The 15493-nt window shown below is 45.0% G+C and carries 15 protein-coding genes and 1 pseudogene; 3 read left to right on the forward strand and 13 right to left on the reverse strand.

Annotated elements, in window-relative coordinates; translation table 11 throughout:
• Positions 1-140 precede the first annotated feature (140 nt).
• The 4 genes and pseudogenes from AX677_RS05325 to tgt all read right to left on the reverse strand — a co-directional run bounded on the left by AX677_RS05325 (position 141) and on the right by tgt (position 3729).
• Entirely contained in the window at positions 141-731 is a 591-nt protein-coding gene (locus AX677_RS05325) for a peroxiredoxin (protein ID WP_032907077.1), read from the reverse strand.
• A gap of 423 nt (positions 732-1154) precedes the next feature.
• Positions 1155-1691, reverse strand: coding sequence for a transcription termination/antitermination protein NusG (gene nusG / locus AX677_RS05330; protein ID WP_002894018.1), 537 nt, complete (start codon positions 1689-1691; stop codon positions 1155-1157).
• A 231-nt stretch (positions 1692-1922) separates the two neighbouring features.
• Positions 1923-2561, reverse strand: a pseudogene (locus AX677_RS05335) (uridine kinase).
• A gap of 25 nt (positions 2562-2586) precedes the next feature.
• Complete coding sequence (gene tgt, locus AX677_RS05340; protein ID WP_060976418.1) at positions 2587-3729, reverse strand: tRNA guanosine(34) transglycosylase Tgt; 1143 nt, start codon at positions 3727-3729, stop codon at positions 2587-2589.
• Between the two features lie 152 nt (positions 3730-3881).
• On the opposite strand from tgt, the gene AX677_RS05345 reads away from it, so the two are divergent.
• Positions 3882-4757 (forward strand): DUF975 family protein, encoded by an 876-nt coding sequence (locus AX677_RS05345; protein WP_060976419.1) that lies wholly within the window; start codon positions 3882-3884, stop codon positions 4755-4757.
• A 17-nt stretch (positions 4758-4774) separates the two neighbouring features.
• On the opposite strand, the gene AX677_RS05350 is transcribed toward AX677_RS05345, so the two are convergent.
• The 3 genes from AX677_RS05350 to polA form a co-directional block, all read right to left on the reverse strand.
• The gene (locus AX677_RS05350; RefSeq protein ID WP_060976420.1) at positions 4775-5275 is read right to left on the reverse strand and encodes a kinase; all 501 of its coding nucleotides are present in this window, start codon (positions 5273-5275) and stop codon (positions 4775-4777) included.
• Between the two features lies 1 nt (position 5276).
• The gene (locus AX677_RS05355) at positions 5277-5714 is read right to left on the reverse strand and encodes a CoA-binding protein (protein WP_060976421.1); all 438 of its coding nucleotides are present in this window, start codon (positions 5712-5714) and stop codon (positions 5277-5279) included.
• Between the two features lie 273 nt (positions 5715-5987).
• Positions 5988-8630, reverse strand: a complete 2643-nt coding sequence (gene polA / locus AX677_RS05360; RefSeq protein WP_060976422.1) for a DNA polymerase I — start codon at positions 8628-8630, stop codon at positions 5988-5990.
• Between the two features lie 98 nt (positions 8631-8728).
• Here polA and AX677_RS05365 point away from each other — a divergent pair, with 98 nt between their 5' ends.
• A complete protein-coding gene (locus AX677_RS05365; RefSeq protein WP_060976423.1) occupies positions 8729-9271 on the forward strand; it encodes a histidine phosphatase family protein in 543 nt (180 codons plus the stop codon).
• A 77-nt stretch (positions 9272-9348) separates the two neighbouring features.
• Positions 9349-9825: a YcxB family protein gene (locus tag AX677_RS05370; RefSeq protein WP_060976424.1), complete on the forward strand. Its 477-nt coding sequence runs from the start codon at positions 9349-9351 to the stop codon at positions 9823-9825.
• A 47-nt stretch (positions 9826-9872) separates the two neighbouring features.
• Here AX677_RS05370 and AX677_RS05375 read toward each other — a convergent pair whose 3' ends face one another.
• The 6 genes from AX677_RS05375 to AX677_RS05400 form a co-directional block, all read right to left on the reverse strand.
• Positions 9873-10487 (reverse strand): HAD-IA family hydrolase, encoded by a 615-nt coding sequence (locus tag AX677_RS05375; protein ID WP_060976425.1) that lies wholly within the window; start codon positions 10485-10487, stop codon positions 9873-9875.
• On the reverse strand, positions 10484-11761 hold the full coding sequence (locus tag AX677_RS05380; protein WP_060976426.1) for an MATE family efflux transporter: 1278 nt from the start codon (positions 11759-11761) through the stop codon (positions 10484-10486). Before AX677_RS05380 ends, AX677_RS05375 begins: the two co-directional genes overlap by 4 nt.
• A gap of 178 nt (positions 11762-11939) precedes the next feature.
• Complete coding sequence (locus AX677_RS05385; RefSeq protein ID WP_002911031.1) at positions 11940-12875, reverse strand: YitT family protein; 936 nt, start codon at positions 12873-12875, stop codon at positions 11940-11942.
• Complete coding sequence (gene aspS / locus AX677_RS05390) at positions 12862-14616, reverse strand: aspartate--tRNA ligase (RefSeq protein WP_060976427.1); 1755 nt, start codon at positions 14614-14616, stop codon at positions 12862-12864. Before aspS ends, AX677_RS05385 begins: the two co-directional genes overlap by 14 nt.
• Before the next feature lie 163 nt (positions 14617-14779).
• Entirely contained in the window at positions 14780-14992 is a 213-nt protein-coding gene (locus AX677_RS05395) for a hypothetical protein (protein WP_060976428.1), read from the reverse strand.
• A 140-nt stretch (positions 14993-15132) separates the two neighbouring features.
• The coding region (locus AX677_RS05400; RefSeq protein ID WP_231730787.1) for a hypothetical protein at positions 15133-15493 on the reverse strand (361 nt) is incomplete at its 5' end.

A 15493-nucleotide genomic window follows, 5' to 3' on the forward strand; every position in this document is an offset into this window, starting at 1 on the left:
GAACCCGTAGTAGCCGATGGAATGGACATGAACAAAATTGTAAATAGAACTAGAACTTTTTTGACAAAATCTCTCATGCTATCTCAAGCTTATATAAATAGTAGAAACCTTTATATAAGCTTCCTCCTTTTCTTCTTTCTTTATTTCAAAATACTTTGTAATTGCTTATCAAGTGCAGCTTCATCATGAAACTCCAAGATGACTTTCTGTACTACCTGATTCTTATCCACTAGATAGATGCTAGGGATTGTACTCACTTGAAGAATATCTGCTGCTTTTTGTCCAGTGTCAGAGTAGTAAGGAAACGTAAAACCTTTTTCTTTAATATACTTATCAGCCGTTTCCTCTGTCTCAGTAGTTCCATGACCCGGACCAAGCATGTTTAACATGACAAAGTGAAGTCTGTCTCCGTACTTTTCATATATTTTTTGAATTTCTGGCAGTTGTCTTTGACAGTAAGGACACCAGCTAGCCCACTCCATAATCACCATTGGTTTGTCATAGAATTCCGAGCTTTTCCTTTGCTGTCCATCATGATCAATCATTTCAAAGTCAGGCAACTTCTGTCCAACTAGATTATGTTGTGCTACAGCATTCGTAGTTGAACTGGAAGTGTTCTGGGTCGATTCTTTCTTTTGCTTATTTGGACTATTGATATATAGCAAACCAAACACAGCTAAGATAATGACCCCTAATGCTAGAAATGGAAGCCACCACTTATCTTTCAACATCGCATCTCCTTTGTTCATAAAAAACATCTAACATCATTGACCTAATGCCGTCTAAGTTAAGACTTGTATTTCGAATAATTTACACTATGTCAATTCTATCACATATTATAACATTTTTGTTTCATCTTGCCAATATTTTGGCTGCAAAAATTAGCAAATCATTTGCAAGACCAAACATTTATTTTCATGCACGAAAGAACGCCTTAACAAAGCGGTTTCTTCAAGTTTTTATTATAGGAAAAGTGAATAAATGAACGAAAAATTCAAAATTTTATGCTTAAAAAAATTAGACATATTAACTAATATAGTCAAAAACATTTCTACACCGTTCATTTTGTCCTTTCCCAGTAGCTTTTAGCTTTTTCATACAAAAATAAGAATAGGCCCTAAAGACCTATTCTTATTTCTTTTATATTTGAATTATTACAATTCTGCAATTTGGCTAAGATTAACTTCAGCCACAGTGTCATTACCAAACATGGAAATAATCATCTTGACCTTGTTATTATCAATCTCAGTAATCTTACCTGTATAATCAGTAAAGGCACCATCAATGATACGAACGGTATCCCCAACCTTAACATCCAAGTCAAACTCCTGCACTGTTTGACCCATGGAGATGAGAATGTTGCGAATCTCTTCTTCCAAGAGCGGCGTTGGCTTAGAACGGTTTCCGTGTGACCCGACAAATCCTGTTACATTCGGAGTATTCCGCACGACAAACCAAGCTTCGTCTGTCATTACCATTTCCACCAAGACATAACCAGGGAAGCGATTTTCTTCGATTTCCTTGGTCTTACCATTTTTCTCTACTTGCACGGTCTGAGTGGGGATTTCCACGCGCAAGATATTTTCCAGCATATTATAAGTCTGAGCGCGCTGCAAAAGATTTTCTTTTACCTTGTTTTCATAACCTGAATAGGTCTGCAGTACAAACCAGCCTTTGTCAAAACTGTCCATGAGTTCATCCTTTCCTAAATAAAAAAGCCTGCGGGCTTCTGCTTCTTTCTAGCCCTATTATACCATAATTTCCTCAAATGCAAAGGAATTTATTAGATAATTTCTCAGACTGTCAAATATGTTCAAGATTCTTTTAAAGTCAGACTTTTAGACAAATACTCTCAAAACAAAAATCTCACTGACGCACATCAGTGAGATCAAAAATGAAAATTTACTCTTAGCTACTTTGTTTTATAGCAAAGAGCTGACCTTTTCGATGCGAAAACTGTTGCCTGACTGGCAGATGACAAGGTCTGCAGCCGCTAGATAGGGCTGATAAAAGTGCCTATATTGCTCTCGTCGAGCCAGATGCGTCTGCTTTATCCAATCTGGCCTGCGCTCTCGCACAGCCACATCTCTTGCCAAGCGGCGCTCTAACTCAGTCTGATCGTCCGTGTAAAAGCAAAGCGACAAATCAAACAAACTTTCAGGCAAAAAGGCAGCCGACATACCTTCTACTATTAAAATCGGCTTTCGAGCTGATAAACGCAAGCTAGGCGACCAAGCTGTGCCAATGGTCAGAATATCCAGACCAGACTGCAAGGCACAAATATCTCATTCCAGACTCCCGAGCTCATGAACAGCTGGGATACAGGCTGTGACTTTTTGATGAGGAAAATCTTTGGAACTAAGCAAATCGCGATACTCTCCAGTAATTACATAAGGATCTGTTTCCAGCAGATTGGCTCGTTCCTCACCCAAGGCTAGCTGGAGTTTTCGAGCAAAAGTCGACTTCCCCGAAGCACCATGACCATAAATACGCAGGGTGTGTTTCTGGTCGTCTGACAGATAAGCTGTCAATCCTTTCAGCAATTTCTCTTCATCAGACATGGCTTCTCCTTTCAAATGGAGCTTCTTAGAAATTTCGGCTGGATTTATTGTAGCCGTAGCGCTCAATAAAGTCTTCACGGAATTCCAGCAAGTTGTCATCCATGATGGCTTGGCGAACCTTCTTCATAAGGTTTACCAAGAAGTAGAGGTTGTGATAGCTGGTCAGGCGGATGCCAAAGGTTTCATCCGCTTTAAGCAAGTGGCGGATATAGGCCCTCGTATAGTTGCTGCAAGTGTAGCAGTCACAGTCATGGTCCAGCGGCGTGAAATCTTCCTCAAACTGAGCGTTTTTAACAACCAGACGCCCTTCGCTAGTCATACAGGTACCGTTTCGGGCAATCCGAGTCGGCAGGACGCAGTCAAACATATCAATGCCACGGATAACCCCATCAATCAAGCTATCTGGCGCCCCAACTCCCATGAGATAGCGAGGCTTGTTTTCAGGCAGCATAGGCGTTGTGAAGTCCAGCACAGCATTCATCTCTTCGTGGGACTCACCAACAGCCAGTCCTCCAATAGAGTAGCCTGGAAAATCCATGCTGACCAAGTCTTGAGCAGACTGACGACGCAAATCTTCAAATCCAGCACCCTGAACAATCCCAAAGAGACCTTGGTCGTGTGGACGGCTGTGGGCCTTGAGTCCACGCTCTGCCCAACGGCTGGTCCGCTCAATAGACTTCTTGACATAATCATAAGGCTGGTAGAACTGCGGGCACTCATCAAAAGACATCATAATGTCACTGCCCAGATTGTTCTGGATAGAGATGGCCTTTTCTGGTGACAGGAACATTTTGGAACCATTGAGGTGGTTCTTAAAGGTTACTCCTTCTTCTGTGATATTGCGGCTGTCAGCTAGAGAATAGACCTGAAAACCGCCACTATCCGTCAGAATAGGCTGATCCCAGTTCATGAACTTGTGCAGGCCACCTGCACGAGCAATCAGCTCATCGCCCGGCCGCAGCCAAAGGTGGTAAGTATTGGACAAGATGATACCAGAACCCATTTGCTTGAGCTCTTCTGGTGACTGGGTCTTGACCGTCGCCTGGGTACCAACCGGCATAAACATAGGCGTTGGAAAAGTCCCGTGAGGCGTGATAATCTCCCCCAAACGAGCACCTGTATGCTTTTCTTTTTTGATCAAACGATACTGAATCGGTGATGTTGACATGTTTCCTCCTGCTGGGAAAAACAGTCCCAGCGATTTTTCTTCTATATAATGAGCAGCAAGGGCTCACAAGATACCGTATGATTTTACCAAAAAAACTTCTATCTGTCACGGGGTATGATATAATGTAACAGACAAATTCAAATGGAGGAATTATGAATCTAAGTAACATCAGAGCTCAAGCTCGTACCGTCCGCAGCCAAACGAGAGGAATTTTTCTTTTGTTTGCGGCCCCAACCCTTGTCAGCATCCTCAGCATCTTACTTTCCCTCAATGACAATCTAAGAGATTCCATTCCCAGCCTAACTTTTAGCCAGTCCATCTATCTTCTCATTAGCAAAAATCTTTTCCCGACAACCATCCAGTTTATCTTAACCTTGCTACTGCTTTCTGCCAGCTATACCATGATGAAGGTCCTTCGTAAGACAAAGGATGATGTCAACTTTTCAGATATAGGACATCTTTTTACCAGCAAGACTTTCACACCTGTCTTCAAGACGGTTTTGCTCAAGCAGCTGCTGATTTTTCTTTGGAATATTCCTATGTTCTGCGGGAGTCTTCTAGCAATATTTAATGCTTATAAAATCCTCTCTATTTCGGAAAAAATCCCAGCCCATACTGTATTGATGGCTCAAAGTGCTGCAGGCCAGCAGATTCTTCAATACACCCCTGGTATGTTACTGGGAACCCTCTTGATATTCACTGGCTTAGGTATTGCCATCCCTCAGTACTATGCCTTTGCTCAAGCAGAGTTCATCCTCTATGACCAGCTTGAGGCCGGGAGTTATCAGGGAGCCTTCTATGCTATCCGTCAAAGCCGGAAACTAATGAAAGGCTATAAAGGAAAGCTATTTGTGCTAGATCTGAGCTTCATCGGCTGGAATTTATTGGCCAGATTAACATACGGCTTGCTGAATTTTATAGTTCTCCCTTATACAGCGACTGCTTACATTCTCTTTTATGAGGAATTGAAAAAAGAAAAAGCAATCTCAAAAGAAAATAACCCACAGGCACAGGACTCCTTGTCCTAAGCTTGTGAGTTGTTTTTTTATTTGCTATTTTCAAGGGTAGCGCAGATTTTGTCAAAGGCTGCCTCTAGTGAATCCTCATCTGTGAAAAAGGCTTCCTCTTCCCAGCCTAAGAAGTCTCGGTCTTTCCACCTGCGCTTCATGTCGGCTGGGGTAAATTCTTCTTGTTTAGCTCTGGTCTGATGGCGACGGACTGTTTCTTCAAAGGATAGGTCATAGTAGTAAGCAAAGACCCGCGGAGCGAAGATTTTTTTCAACCGTTCTAGCATTTGTCCATAAATGTCTGTCTCATAAAATCCTTCTACCAGAACCAGCAAATCATGTTCGTAACCGAAGCGAGCCAGTGTTTCCGTCAGGCCAATAGACAAATTTCCAGGCTCGACTTTTTCCTTGAGCATGTCCCGTCTAACCGTATCTTGCGATATCAGGAGAGTCCCTCGGCCGTAGTGAGTCTGCAGTTTCCCAGCGAGACTAGACTTGCCAGAGCCGGAATTTCCACGAATGATAACTATCTTGGCCATCTTATTCGCCCAGAATCAAGCGTGTATGCTCGCGCTTAATGCAGCGGTCCATGACAATGTCATCCCGACCGGCTGTCCGCAAAATTTGCTCAGCCTCCTCACTCTCCAAGCCCAACTGAGCCCAGAAAATCTTGGCATCCGACTGCAGAAAATCCAGTGCCACATCCGGCAAAAACTCACTGCGACGGTATACATCGACAATATCAACCGGAAAAGGAATATCTTTGAGACTGGCATAAACAGTCTCACCAAAAATCTGACTGCCCGCTGCCCGCGGATTGACAGGGATAATGCGATAGCCCCGATCTTGCATCTCTTTGGACACACGGTTACTGGTCGTTTCTTCACGGTCAGACAGTCCGACAACAGCAATCACTTTACTGTTTTTCAAATAATGCTTGACGATTGCATCACTGGGATTTTGAAAATGATAAGTCATAGGCTTCCTCCTCATTCATAATAAAGTTGGATAGTTTTGTAGTATTCATGTTTTAACAGAATCTAGTCTAAGTACCGTGTGAAAAAGACAAGCTTCCTTGCATTCATCGAATACTGTGTCAGCTTTCTATTTTCACTTTGTATTTCACGCCCTTGATATCTTAAACTGAACATGAGCTAAAACCTTGGAAAATAGATAATCCATTCTAGAAGCATCGCTCCTTCGTCCGAATTGCTAATTTTCAGTCGGTTTTGACGCTCTTTGTATCTTATCTTACTTCGCCTCGTACCAAGTTTGGCCGGCATTTTCATCAGCCACTAGTGGAACGGCCAGCTCAATCGCAGCCTCCATGGTTTCTTTCACTAGCTGGCGGACGGCTGTTAGCTCGTCAGCTGGCACTTCTAGCACGATTTCATCGTGAACCTGCAAGAGCATGCGAGACTTGAAATTCTTCTCAGTCAGAGCTCGATCCAGATTAATCATAGCGACTTTGAGAATATCTGCGGCGGAGCCTTGGATGGGGCTGTTAATGGCTGTGCGCTCCGCAAAGTTTCGGATGTTAAAGTTGCGGGAATTGATATCTGGCAAAGAACGACGGCGATGATAAATGGTCTCTACATAGCCTTTATCACGCGCTTCGCGAACGATGGTTTCCATATAATTTTTGATTCCTGGGAAACGCTCAAAATAAGTCTGAATATAATCTTTGGCAGCCTTGCGGGAAATGCCCAGATTATTGGCTAGGCCAAAGTCGGAAATGCCATAGACCACTCCAAAGTTGACGGCCTTGGCATTACGGCGGTCATTAGGTGTCACATCCTCTGCCTTTTCAATACCAAAGACCCGCATGGCGGTAGCCGTGTGAATATCTTCTCCATGTTGAAAGGCAGCAATCAGATGCTCGTCCTGCGAAATGTGAGCCAGCACCCTCAGCTCAATCTGGGAATAATCCGAGCTGAGAAGTACGCTGTCTGCCCACTCTGGCACAAAGGCCTTGCGAATGAGACGCCCCTGCTCCAAACGAACGGGGATATTCTGCAAGTTCGGATCAACCGAGGACAAGCGGCCCGTTTGAGTCAAATCCTGAACATAGCGAGTGTGAATCTTACCGTCAGCCGCTATCGCCTCCTGCAGGCCGATGATATAAGTGGACTGGAGCTTGCTGATTTGACGGTATTCCAGAATCTTAGACACAATCGGTGCAATGGGAGCTAAACGCTCCAGCACATCCACCGCTGTCGAGTAGCCCGTCTTGGTCTTTTTGGTGTACTCCAGTGGCAGCCCCATATCCTCAAAGAGAATGGTTCCCAGCTGTTTCGGCGAGTTAATATTGAACTCCTGACCAGCCAGATCATAAATCTCCTGAGTCAGACTTTCCAGCGTCTTTTCATTTTCCGCCTGCATGCCCTGCAGGGTTTCCCGCTCAACCTTGATCCCCGCAATCTCCATCTTGGCTAGGACAAAGGCCAGCGGTTGCTCCATTTCAAGCAACAAATCCAGCTGATCGTGGGAACGGAGCTGTTCTTGCATTGGCTCTTCTGTTTCCAGCAACACTTGGATTTTACGAGCTAGATGCTCAAAGAGCTGCTCTTGCTCCGGAAGAGCACGCTTGGCTCCCTTGCCATACACCTCGTCATCCGTCGGCAGGATTGTTTGGCCGTAGAGGCGAGCAATAGTCGCCAGCTCATTATCCTCGACCGTCGAAAGCAGATACTTAGCTAGGCGCGCATCAAAGGCTGCTGCTGGCAGTTCAATGCCGTAATGACTGAGCAGTACCTTGGTCCGCTTGAGATCGTAGGTTTTCAGAGCTGTTTTTGTCAAGAACTCCTGAAAGAGAGGCTGCTGCAGTAAATCGCTGGAACCGACATAAATCTGACGACTATCTCCCCAGGCAAGGCCGACAATCTCTTCCTTGTGGTAGTTGTCGCCCAAGATTTCAAAATAGAAAAATTGCTCTGGTGCCAGCATATCTGCTGTCACCTCAGTCACTTTGGTAAATTCAATTGGTTTGACTTCTACTGGCTCTTGAGCAATCCCTAGCTGCGCTTTGAGCTGCTTGAAGCCCATCTCGTCGTAGAACTTGCTCAGAGCCTCTACCTGTGGCCCCTTATAAACCAAATCATCCAGCCCGATTTCAATCGGAGCCTGAGTATTGATGGTGGCTAGGGTTTTAGATAAGAAGGCCTTGTCCTTGTCATTGATCAAATTTTCCTTCATCTTGGAAGCCTTGAGCTGGTCAATGTTTTCATAGAGATTTTCCAAAGAACCATACTCCAAGAGGAGCTTGAGACCAGTCTTCTCGCCGATCTTAGTCACGCCGGGGATATTGTCCGACTGATCGCCCATCAGCGCCTTGAGGTCAATGAACTGCTCTGGTGTGATGCCCATCTTTTCCATGAGGTAGGCTGGGGTAAATTCCTCAAACTCAGCCACGCCTTTCTTGGAAATCTCCACCACGGTATTATCATCCGTCAGCTGAATCAAGTCTTTATCGCCGCTGACAATGGTCACATCGTAAGGTACAGCTGTCTTTTCAGCCATCTTGGCCAAGGTCCCGATAATGTCATCCGCCTCATACTGAGCCAAGTCATAGAAGTGAATGCCTAGGTGCTTCAGCATTTCACGGATAAAAGGCAGCTGCTCACGAAATTCATCTGGTGTCTTGGCCCGACCAGCCTTATAGTCGGCGTACATCTCGGTCCGGAAGGTCGTCTTGCCAGCATCAAAAGCTACCAGGACATGAGTCGGCTGAACGCGCTCCAAGAGATGATTGAGCATGAGGTGGAAGCCATAAATAGCATTGGTATGCAGGCCTGATGGACTCTTGAAACGGTCGATTTGATTATAAAGCGCAAAAAAAGCGCGAAAAGCAACGGACGAACCGTCTATTAATAATAATTTATTCTTTTTTTCCATAGGTTTATTATAACACGAAAGGCGGACAAAAACAGAAAAGGCGGCGTGGAAAATAGGTAGAAAGTGAATTGAGATTTAAATTTTGCTATAATCATCCTATGAAAAACACTTACTATTTTATCCGTCATGCACATTCTAACTATACACCTGATGAAATCAACCGACCATTATCAGACAAAGGACAAGAATCCTTGGCAAAGCTTGAATTTTTAGCAGACAAACCCATTACCGCCATTTATTCCAGCCCCTACCGAAGATCCATCCAAACGGTTGAGCCTTTAGCTCAGAATCTGAAACTCGCTATTCAAACCGACAAACGGCTAATAGAGCGAAAGCTAAGTAGTCAAGCGATTGCCGACCAAGACTTTGAAGAAGCCCTCATGCAACTTTGGTCACAGCCGACTTTTTCATTTATTGGTGGCGAGTCTAATCAACAAGCTCAACAGCGAGCCCTAGTTCTTCTTTATGAACTGGAAAGCAAACATCAAAACGAAGAGATTATCATTAGCTCCCATGGTAACCTTATCTGCATTTTACTAAGCGCATTCGACTCCAGCATTGATTATAACTTCTGGCATAATCTTTCCATGCCAGATGTGCTAGTTTTAGGTAAAAACGAAAAAATCACTCACCTCCTATAAAATATGGTATCGACTAGCAAGGCTCGGCTAAATCTTATCTCTCATATATGTTATAATATAGAAACTGGAGGTGAAAGATGTTTCCAATTCGTATTACAACTCTTGTGACTGAAGAAGTTTATAAAAGATTTTCATGGGCTATTCTCATACGACGAAAAGGATTTGTATTATACATAATCATACTGATAGTCGGGCTGTTAGCCTACGTAATGCTCAGTCCATTAGAGGAAAAGATAATGTCTGTCATATTGTTTCCCCCTATTTTCGCCTCTATGTACTATTTTGGCATGAATTATAAGATAAAGAGGGCTTATCAAAAAAATCCTTTATTTCAGAACATGGAGGTCACTCTGATATTTGACAGAGAGGCTTTTATAGCAAGAAACATACGTGGTGAATTTCGCTATACCTATGATGATATTGTCAAGGTCATTATGACAAAGCAAGATTTTTATATCTTGATAGGGGAGAGCACTGGTTTCGCAATTGAAAAAGAAAACTGTTCTCCCGAGGCTCTTGAGTTCTTGCTAGAACTTCACATTGAGCATATGTAAAAGAAAAAGCAGGCTAGACTGACAGTAGATCAGTTCTGGTCTGCTTTTTATTTTGTAAATAATTGCTTGATGTCTATCAGCTTCTCTATTTTCTGATTGATTTCTGGTCGGTAGTCACAGAAGTTAATGCTCTGGATGCCACTGTTGACGGCAACATCCACGTCCAGCGTCCGATCGCCGATATAGTAGGTTTCCTGCTTATCCAGGCCATATTTATCGAGCAGATAGTCGACACCTTCTGGGTGGGGCTTGCGCTCAAAGCCGTTGGCTGTTGTGATGATTTCTGTAAAATAGTCATGAATCCCCAAGTCTTTTAAGATATGATGGGCATTGAGTCCTTTGTGGGTATAGACAAACTGGGCAATGCCCTGTTCTTCAGCCCAGGCCAGAATCTCTGCCGCTCCTTCAATCAGATGGACCTGAGAATTTTTCTCCTTTAGGCTTGCTCCACGGAAGGCATTCATCTCGGCAGCATCCAGCCCCTTCTCAAACGCTACTTTTTCCAAGAGCTTCTGGACAGAGTGCTTTAGGATATAGCTGTGAATACTCGCTCTGTCAAAGTCCAGACCATAGTGAGCGTAGGTTTCCTCAATCCCCGCCAAAATAGCATCGTAGGAGTCCAGCAAGGTGCCGTCCAAATCCCAAATAAACGCTTTTGTCATGTGATTTTCCTCATTTTTCTGTCAAATAAAACCTTTAAAAATAGCCAGCGGAAGCCATTGTCCAAGAGCGTCCCAGCCCAGACCCCCGGAAGGCCCAAGCCAAAGGTCACACCCAACAAATAGCCTGAGATGATGCGAATCAGCCACATGCCAATAGTCGTAGCATAAAAGGGCAGTCTAGCATTGCCCAGCCCCTGCCAGACAGCTGTGTAAATCACGGTTCCGACTGCCATGGGAGTTCCCAGCAGGGAGAAAAGCATAACCGAAAGACTGGCTGTGATAGCTCCGCTATTATCCGTATAGAGCAAGGTCAGCGGCCGACCAAAAGCAAAGATTCCTAGAGCCACAGGTAGCATACAAGCAAAAGACAGCCAGAAGGCCCTCTGACGAATCAGACCGACCTCTTGCATATCTCCCTCCCCCACCGCATGGGCGACCAGCATGACTGTTGCTGTCGCAACCCCAAAGGCAGGCATATAGTTAAACTGAGTCAGGACTTCACCAATGGCATTCCCCGCTACTGCGTCCGTCCCAAAGACGACCACAATGGCAATGATAACTACATCACCTGCCCGCATCATGAGCCGCTCTCCAGCAGCTGGCAGAGACAGGCGTAAGAGCTCTCCATCTAAGCCCCAGCGCCAGCGGATTGTGGACAAATCCAGCTCCCGCCAGAGAATCAGCACACCGACCAAACGAGCCAGCACCGTCCCCAACGCTACACCGATAATACCAAGCCGAAAGATGTAAATCCCCAGACCGGAAAAGAGGGCATTGAGGACATTGGTCAGAAGACTGACATACATGGGGAATCTAGGGTTGCGTGTGACGCGCACTAAAGCACCAAAAGAAGTCATCAAGCCTAGCAGAACAATTGTCCCACCAACCAGAGCCAGATAAAGACCACCTGCTTCAGCTACCGCTTTTTCCGTCCCCAGAAGATCCAGCATCTGCCTGCCAAAGAGTAGGGAAATCAGCCCCAACAGAAGACTCAGAAGTAGCGTCAGCTTGATAGCCTCGGCTGTATGATAGGCCAAACGCTCCTTGTCTCCTTGAGCCAGAGTCTTGGAAATAAGACTGGAAATAGCAGCCCCCAGCGCGATAAAAATTGCCTGATAAATCGTAATGATGTTGCCGGCCACCGAGACACCAGAGATCGCAATCAGCCCAAGACTGGCCACTAGATAGCTGTCGACCATTCCCATGAGCATCTGCAAAAAATTCTCCGCCATAGCTGGCAAGGCGATATTCATGATTTTTTTATAAGTCGTCATAATCTGAAAATCTCCTGTATTTGTATATCCTTTCTTACTCGAGCCACTCTCCACCATAGAGAATAGAAAGCGGTGGGACTATTGTCCTACCGCATATGAATCTCCTATCACAAAACCTCGTTTTAAGCACAAACTCCCACACTATACTGCTTCGCATTCCCAAACTCAATGAATCCCTTCACTCCTCCACAAAGAGTCCCAAGATGTGGACATTGTCTGCAACGGAGACAAAGGCAGCTGGGTCGGTCTGCTTCATGATTTGCTTGAATTCATTAAACTCAGCTCGGGTGATAACAGTCACCAGAACAGCTTTTTTTTCGTGATTGTAGGTTCCCTCAGCGCCATGGATTACTGTCGCCCCACGATGCAGCTTATTGTGAATCTTATCAATCACCCTGTCCGGATGGCTGGTGATAATCATAGCTTGCATACGCTTCTGCTTGGTAAAGACAGCATCCGTCACTCGACTTGATACAAAAATAGTAATCATAGAGTACAGCGCATATTCCCAGCCAAAGGTCAGACCCGCAATTAGCATAATAATCCCATTGACAATCAGTGAAATATTCCCGACGTTCCGGCCTGTTTTTTTCCGAACAGTCAGACTGACAATATCAGTCCCACCGCTGGAAATGCTGGACTTAAGGGCAAAGCCAATCCCCGTGCCCATGACCACACCACCGAAAAGGGCGTTGATAATAGGATTGTCAGTCAAGGTTACTTCCGGCACAAACTGGATAAAAAGCGAGCTCATGGTAACCGTGATAAATGTAAAAATGGTAAACTTATGCCCAATCTGGTACCAGGCCAGAATCATCAGTGGAATATTGATGGCGTAAAAAGTCACAGAAACCGGAATGGTAAAACCTAAGAAACGAGTACTGAGGGCAGTAATAACCTGCGCCAGACCAGTCGCCCCGCTGGAATAAACATGCCCCGGCTGAAAGAAGAAATTAACTGCGACAGCTGACAAAAAGCCATAGACAAGCGAGGCGGAAATCTTCTCATCGTACTTCTCACGCGAGATACTCTTTAAAGACCGCAAAATCTTAAAATTATAAGCAAACCTGCGGACATAATAGCGAAAGAGTTTGTAAAAATTAGTCTTCTTCATGTGCTTCCACTTGTAAACTTAATTCCTCTAGTTGAGCGACCGACACTGGGCTAGGTGCCTGTGTCATTGGATCAGAAGCCTTATTATTTTTCGGAAAGGCGATGACTTCGCGGATATTTTCTTCACCAGCCAAGAGCATCACAAAGCGGTCCAAGCCCAGAGCCAAGCCACCATGCGGTGGAAAACCATAGTCCATAGCCTCCAAAAGGAAGCCAAACTGCTCAGCAGCTTCTTGAGCTGAGAAGCCAAGTGCCTTGAACATCCGCTCCTGCAAGTCTTTCTGGTTGATCCGAAGACTGCCGCCGCCCAGTTCATAGCCGTTGAGGACGATATCATAGGCCACAGCCCGCACCTTGCTCAGGTCGCCTTCCAGCTCTTGCTCAGAATCTTTCTGAGGCAGGGTAAAAGGATGGTGGGCACTCATGTAGCGCCCCTCTTCTTCTGACCATTCAAACATGGGCCAATCCACTACCCAAAGGTAGTTAAATGTATCAGGGTCAATCAAGCCCAGCTCTTTGGCCAAACGAACACGAAGAGCTCCCAAAGCAGCGTTTGCCACTTCCAAAGTATCAGCCACAAAGAGAACTAGGTCATTATTTTCAAGCCGTAAAGCCTCTGTCAATTGTCTTGTCAAGTCTGTCAAGAACTTAGCAACCGGGCCATTCAGCTCACCATCAGCTACTTTGATCCAAGCAAGACCTTTAGCACCATGCTGTTTCGCTTGCTCTGTCAGCTTGTCAATATCCTTGCGAGAGTATTTATCTGCAGCATTTTTCACCACGATTGCCTTGACAGATGGAGCTTCTGAAAAGACCTTGAAGTCAACTCCCTTGACAAGTTCTGTCAAGTCCTGCAATAACATCTCAAAACGAGTATCAGGCTTATCAACCCCATAAAGAGCCATGGCATCATCATACTTCATACGAGGGAAAGGTAGAGACACCTCAATACCCTTGGTCTCTTTCATCACACGAGCAATCAAGCCTTCTGTAATGTCCTGAATCTCCTGATCAGACAAGAAAGAAGTTTCCAAGTCCACCTGAGTAAACTCTGGCTGACGGTCACCACGCAAGTCCTCATCCCGGAAGCATTTAACAATCTGATAATAACGGTCGAAACCCGCATTCATCAAGAGCTGCTTGGTAATCTGTGGACTCTGGGGCAGAGCGTAAAAGTGCCCCTGATGGACCCGACTAGGCACCAAGTAATCACGCGCTCCTTCTGGCGTTGACTTAGATAGGAAAGGCGTTTCCACATCAAGGAACTCCAGTTCATCTAGATAATTGCGGATAGAGTGAGTCACCTTGGCACGGAGCTTGAAGTTCTCCAGCATCTCTGGCCGGCGCAAGTCCAGATAACGGTAGCGCAAACGCGTATCGTCATTCACTTCGATGCCGTCTTTGATTTCAAAAGGCGTTGTCTTGGCTGTATTTAAGACAGTCAGGCTTTCCACATGCAGCTCTACGCTTCCTGTCGCTAGCTTGTCATTGACCTGCTCACGCGCAGCCACCTTACCTGTCACCTCCAGCACATACTCACTGCGCAGGCTTTCTGCTGTTGACATGACCTCAGCAGCCACAGTCTCAGGATTGATGACCAGCTGCATAATGCCTTCGCGGTCGCGCAAATCAATGAAAATCAGACCGCCCAAATCCCGACGACGGGCTACCCAGCCCTTCAAAGTGACTTCCTGACCAACATGCTCCTTGCGAACACGCCCAGCATACATAGAACGTTTCATCTTTACTCTCCAAATTTTTAATTCTGTTACTATTTTACCACAAAGCGCCTAAGAAAGCCCTTCTGTCCATCCTTTTTCTGAAAAATATTAAAGCTTCGCATGACTAATGCTGACAGTTATGACAAAAGGCCTGAGGCAAACGACCCCAGACCCACTGTATAGATTATTCCTTTTTCTTGCTATCCTCATAGAGACTGGGCGCAAATGCTTTTGTCACCATGGCCGTCACGAAGCGAAAACCTCCCGCTGCCAAACCAAAGATCGGCGCTAAAGCACGGAAGAAAAAATCCCCCCGCAAGAATAAACAAAGCAGCCCTGTAATCACAAAGATAACCAAACCCTGCACCACAACCACCAATAATATTTTCCTCATCATTCCCTCGACTTTCTATAGACTATTATAGCATAAGTGAGGAAGGTTAGAGCAGAAACTGGAAACTTTTAGAGAATAGCAAGGTAGAAAGAGGAGGTGCAAAAGAAAACCACCTGAATTGATGATTCAGGTAGTTGATTAAACTATGGAAGCAGATACTCTTTTTTGGTTTGTTCTTCTTTAACCTTTTGAGGACTAGAATAAGTAAACATAGATGTATCGGTTGCAATACCAGTAGCAAGCTCATCGTCCATCCGTCGGAAATAATGTGCCACTTGATTTAAATACACATCCAGAGAATCTACTGTGTTTACTAAATTAGCACTCATTTTGTTAAGGGCATCCTCTGCTCCCTGCATAGATTCTGTTGCAGAGGATTGGATTAACCCTGTAATTTCTCCTTCAAATTTTTTATTCATTTCCTGCATACTAGTTTTGCAGGCTGTTAGCTTTTCAGCATCTATCTCTTTACGACTCATCAGTATACCCTTTCTTGTAAAATTG

Source organism: Streptococcus sp. CCH8-C6 (assembly GCF_001557225.1).
Classification (GTDB): domain Bacteria; phylum Bacillota; class Bacilli; order Lactobacillales; family Streptococcaceae; genus Streptococcus; species Streptococcus sanguinis_C.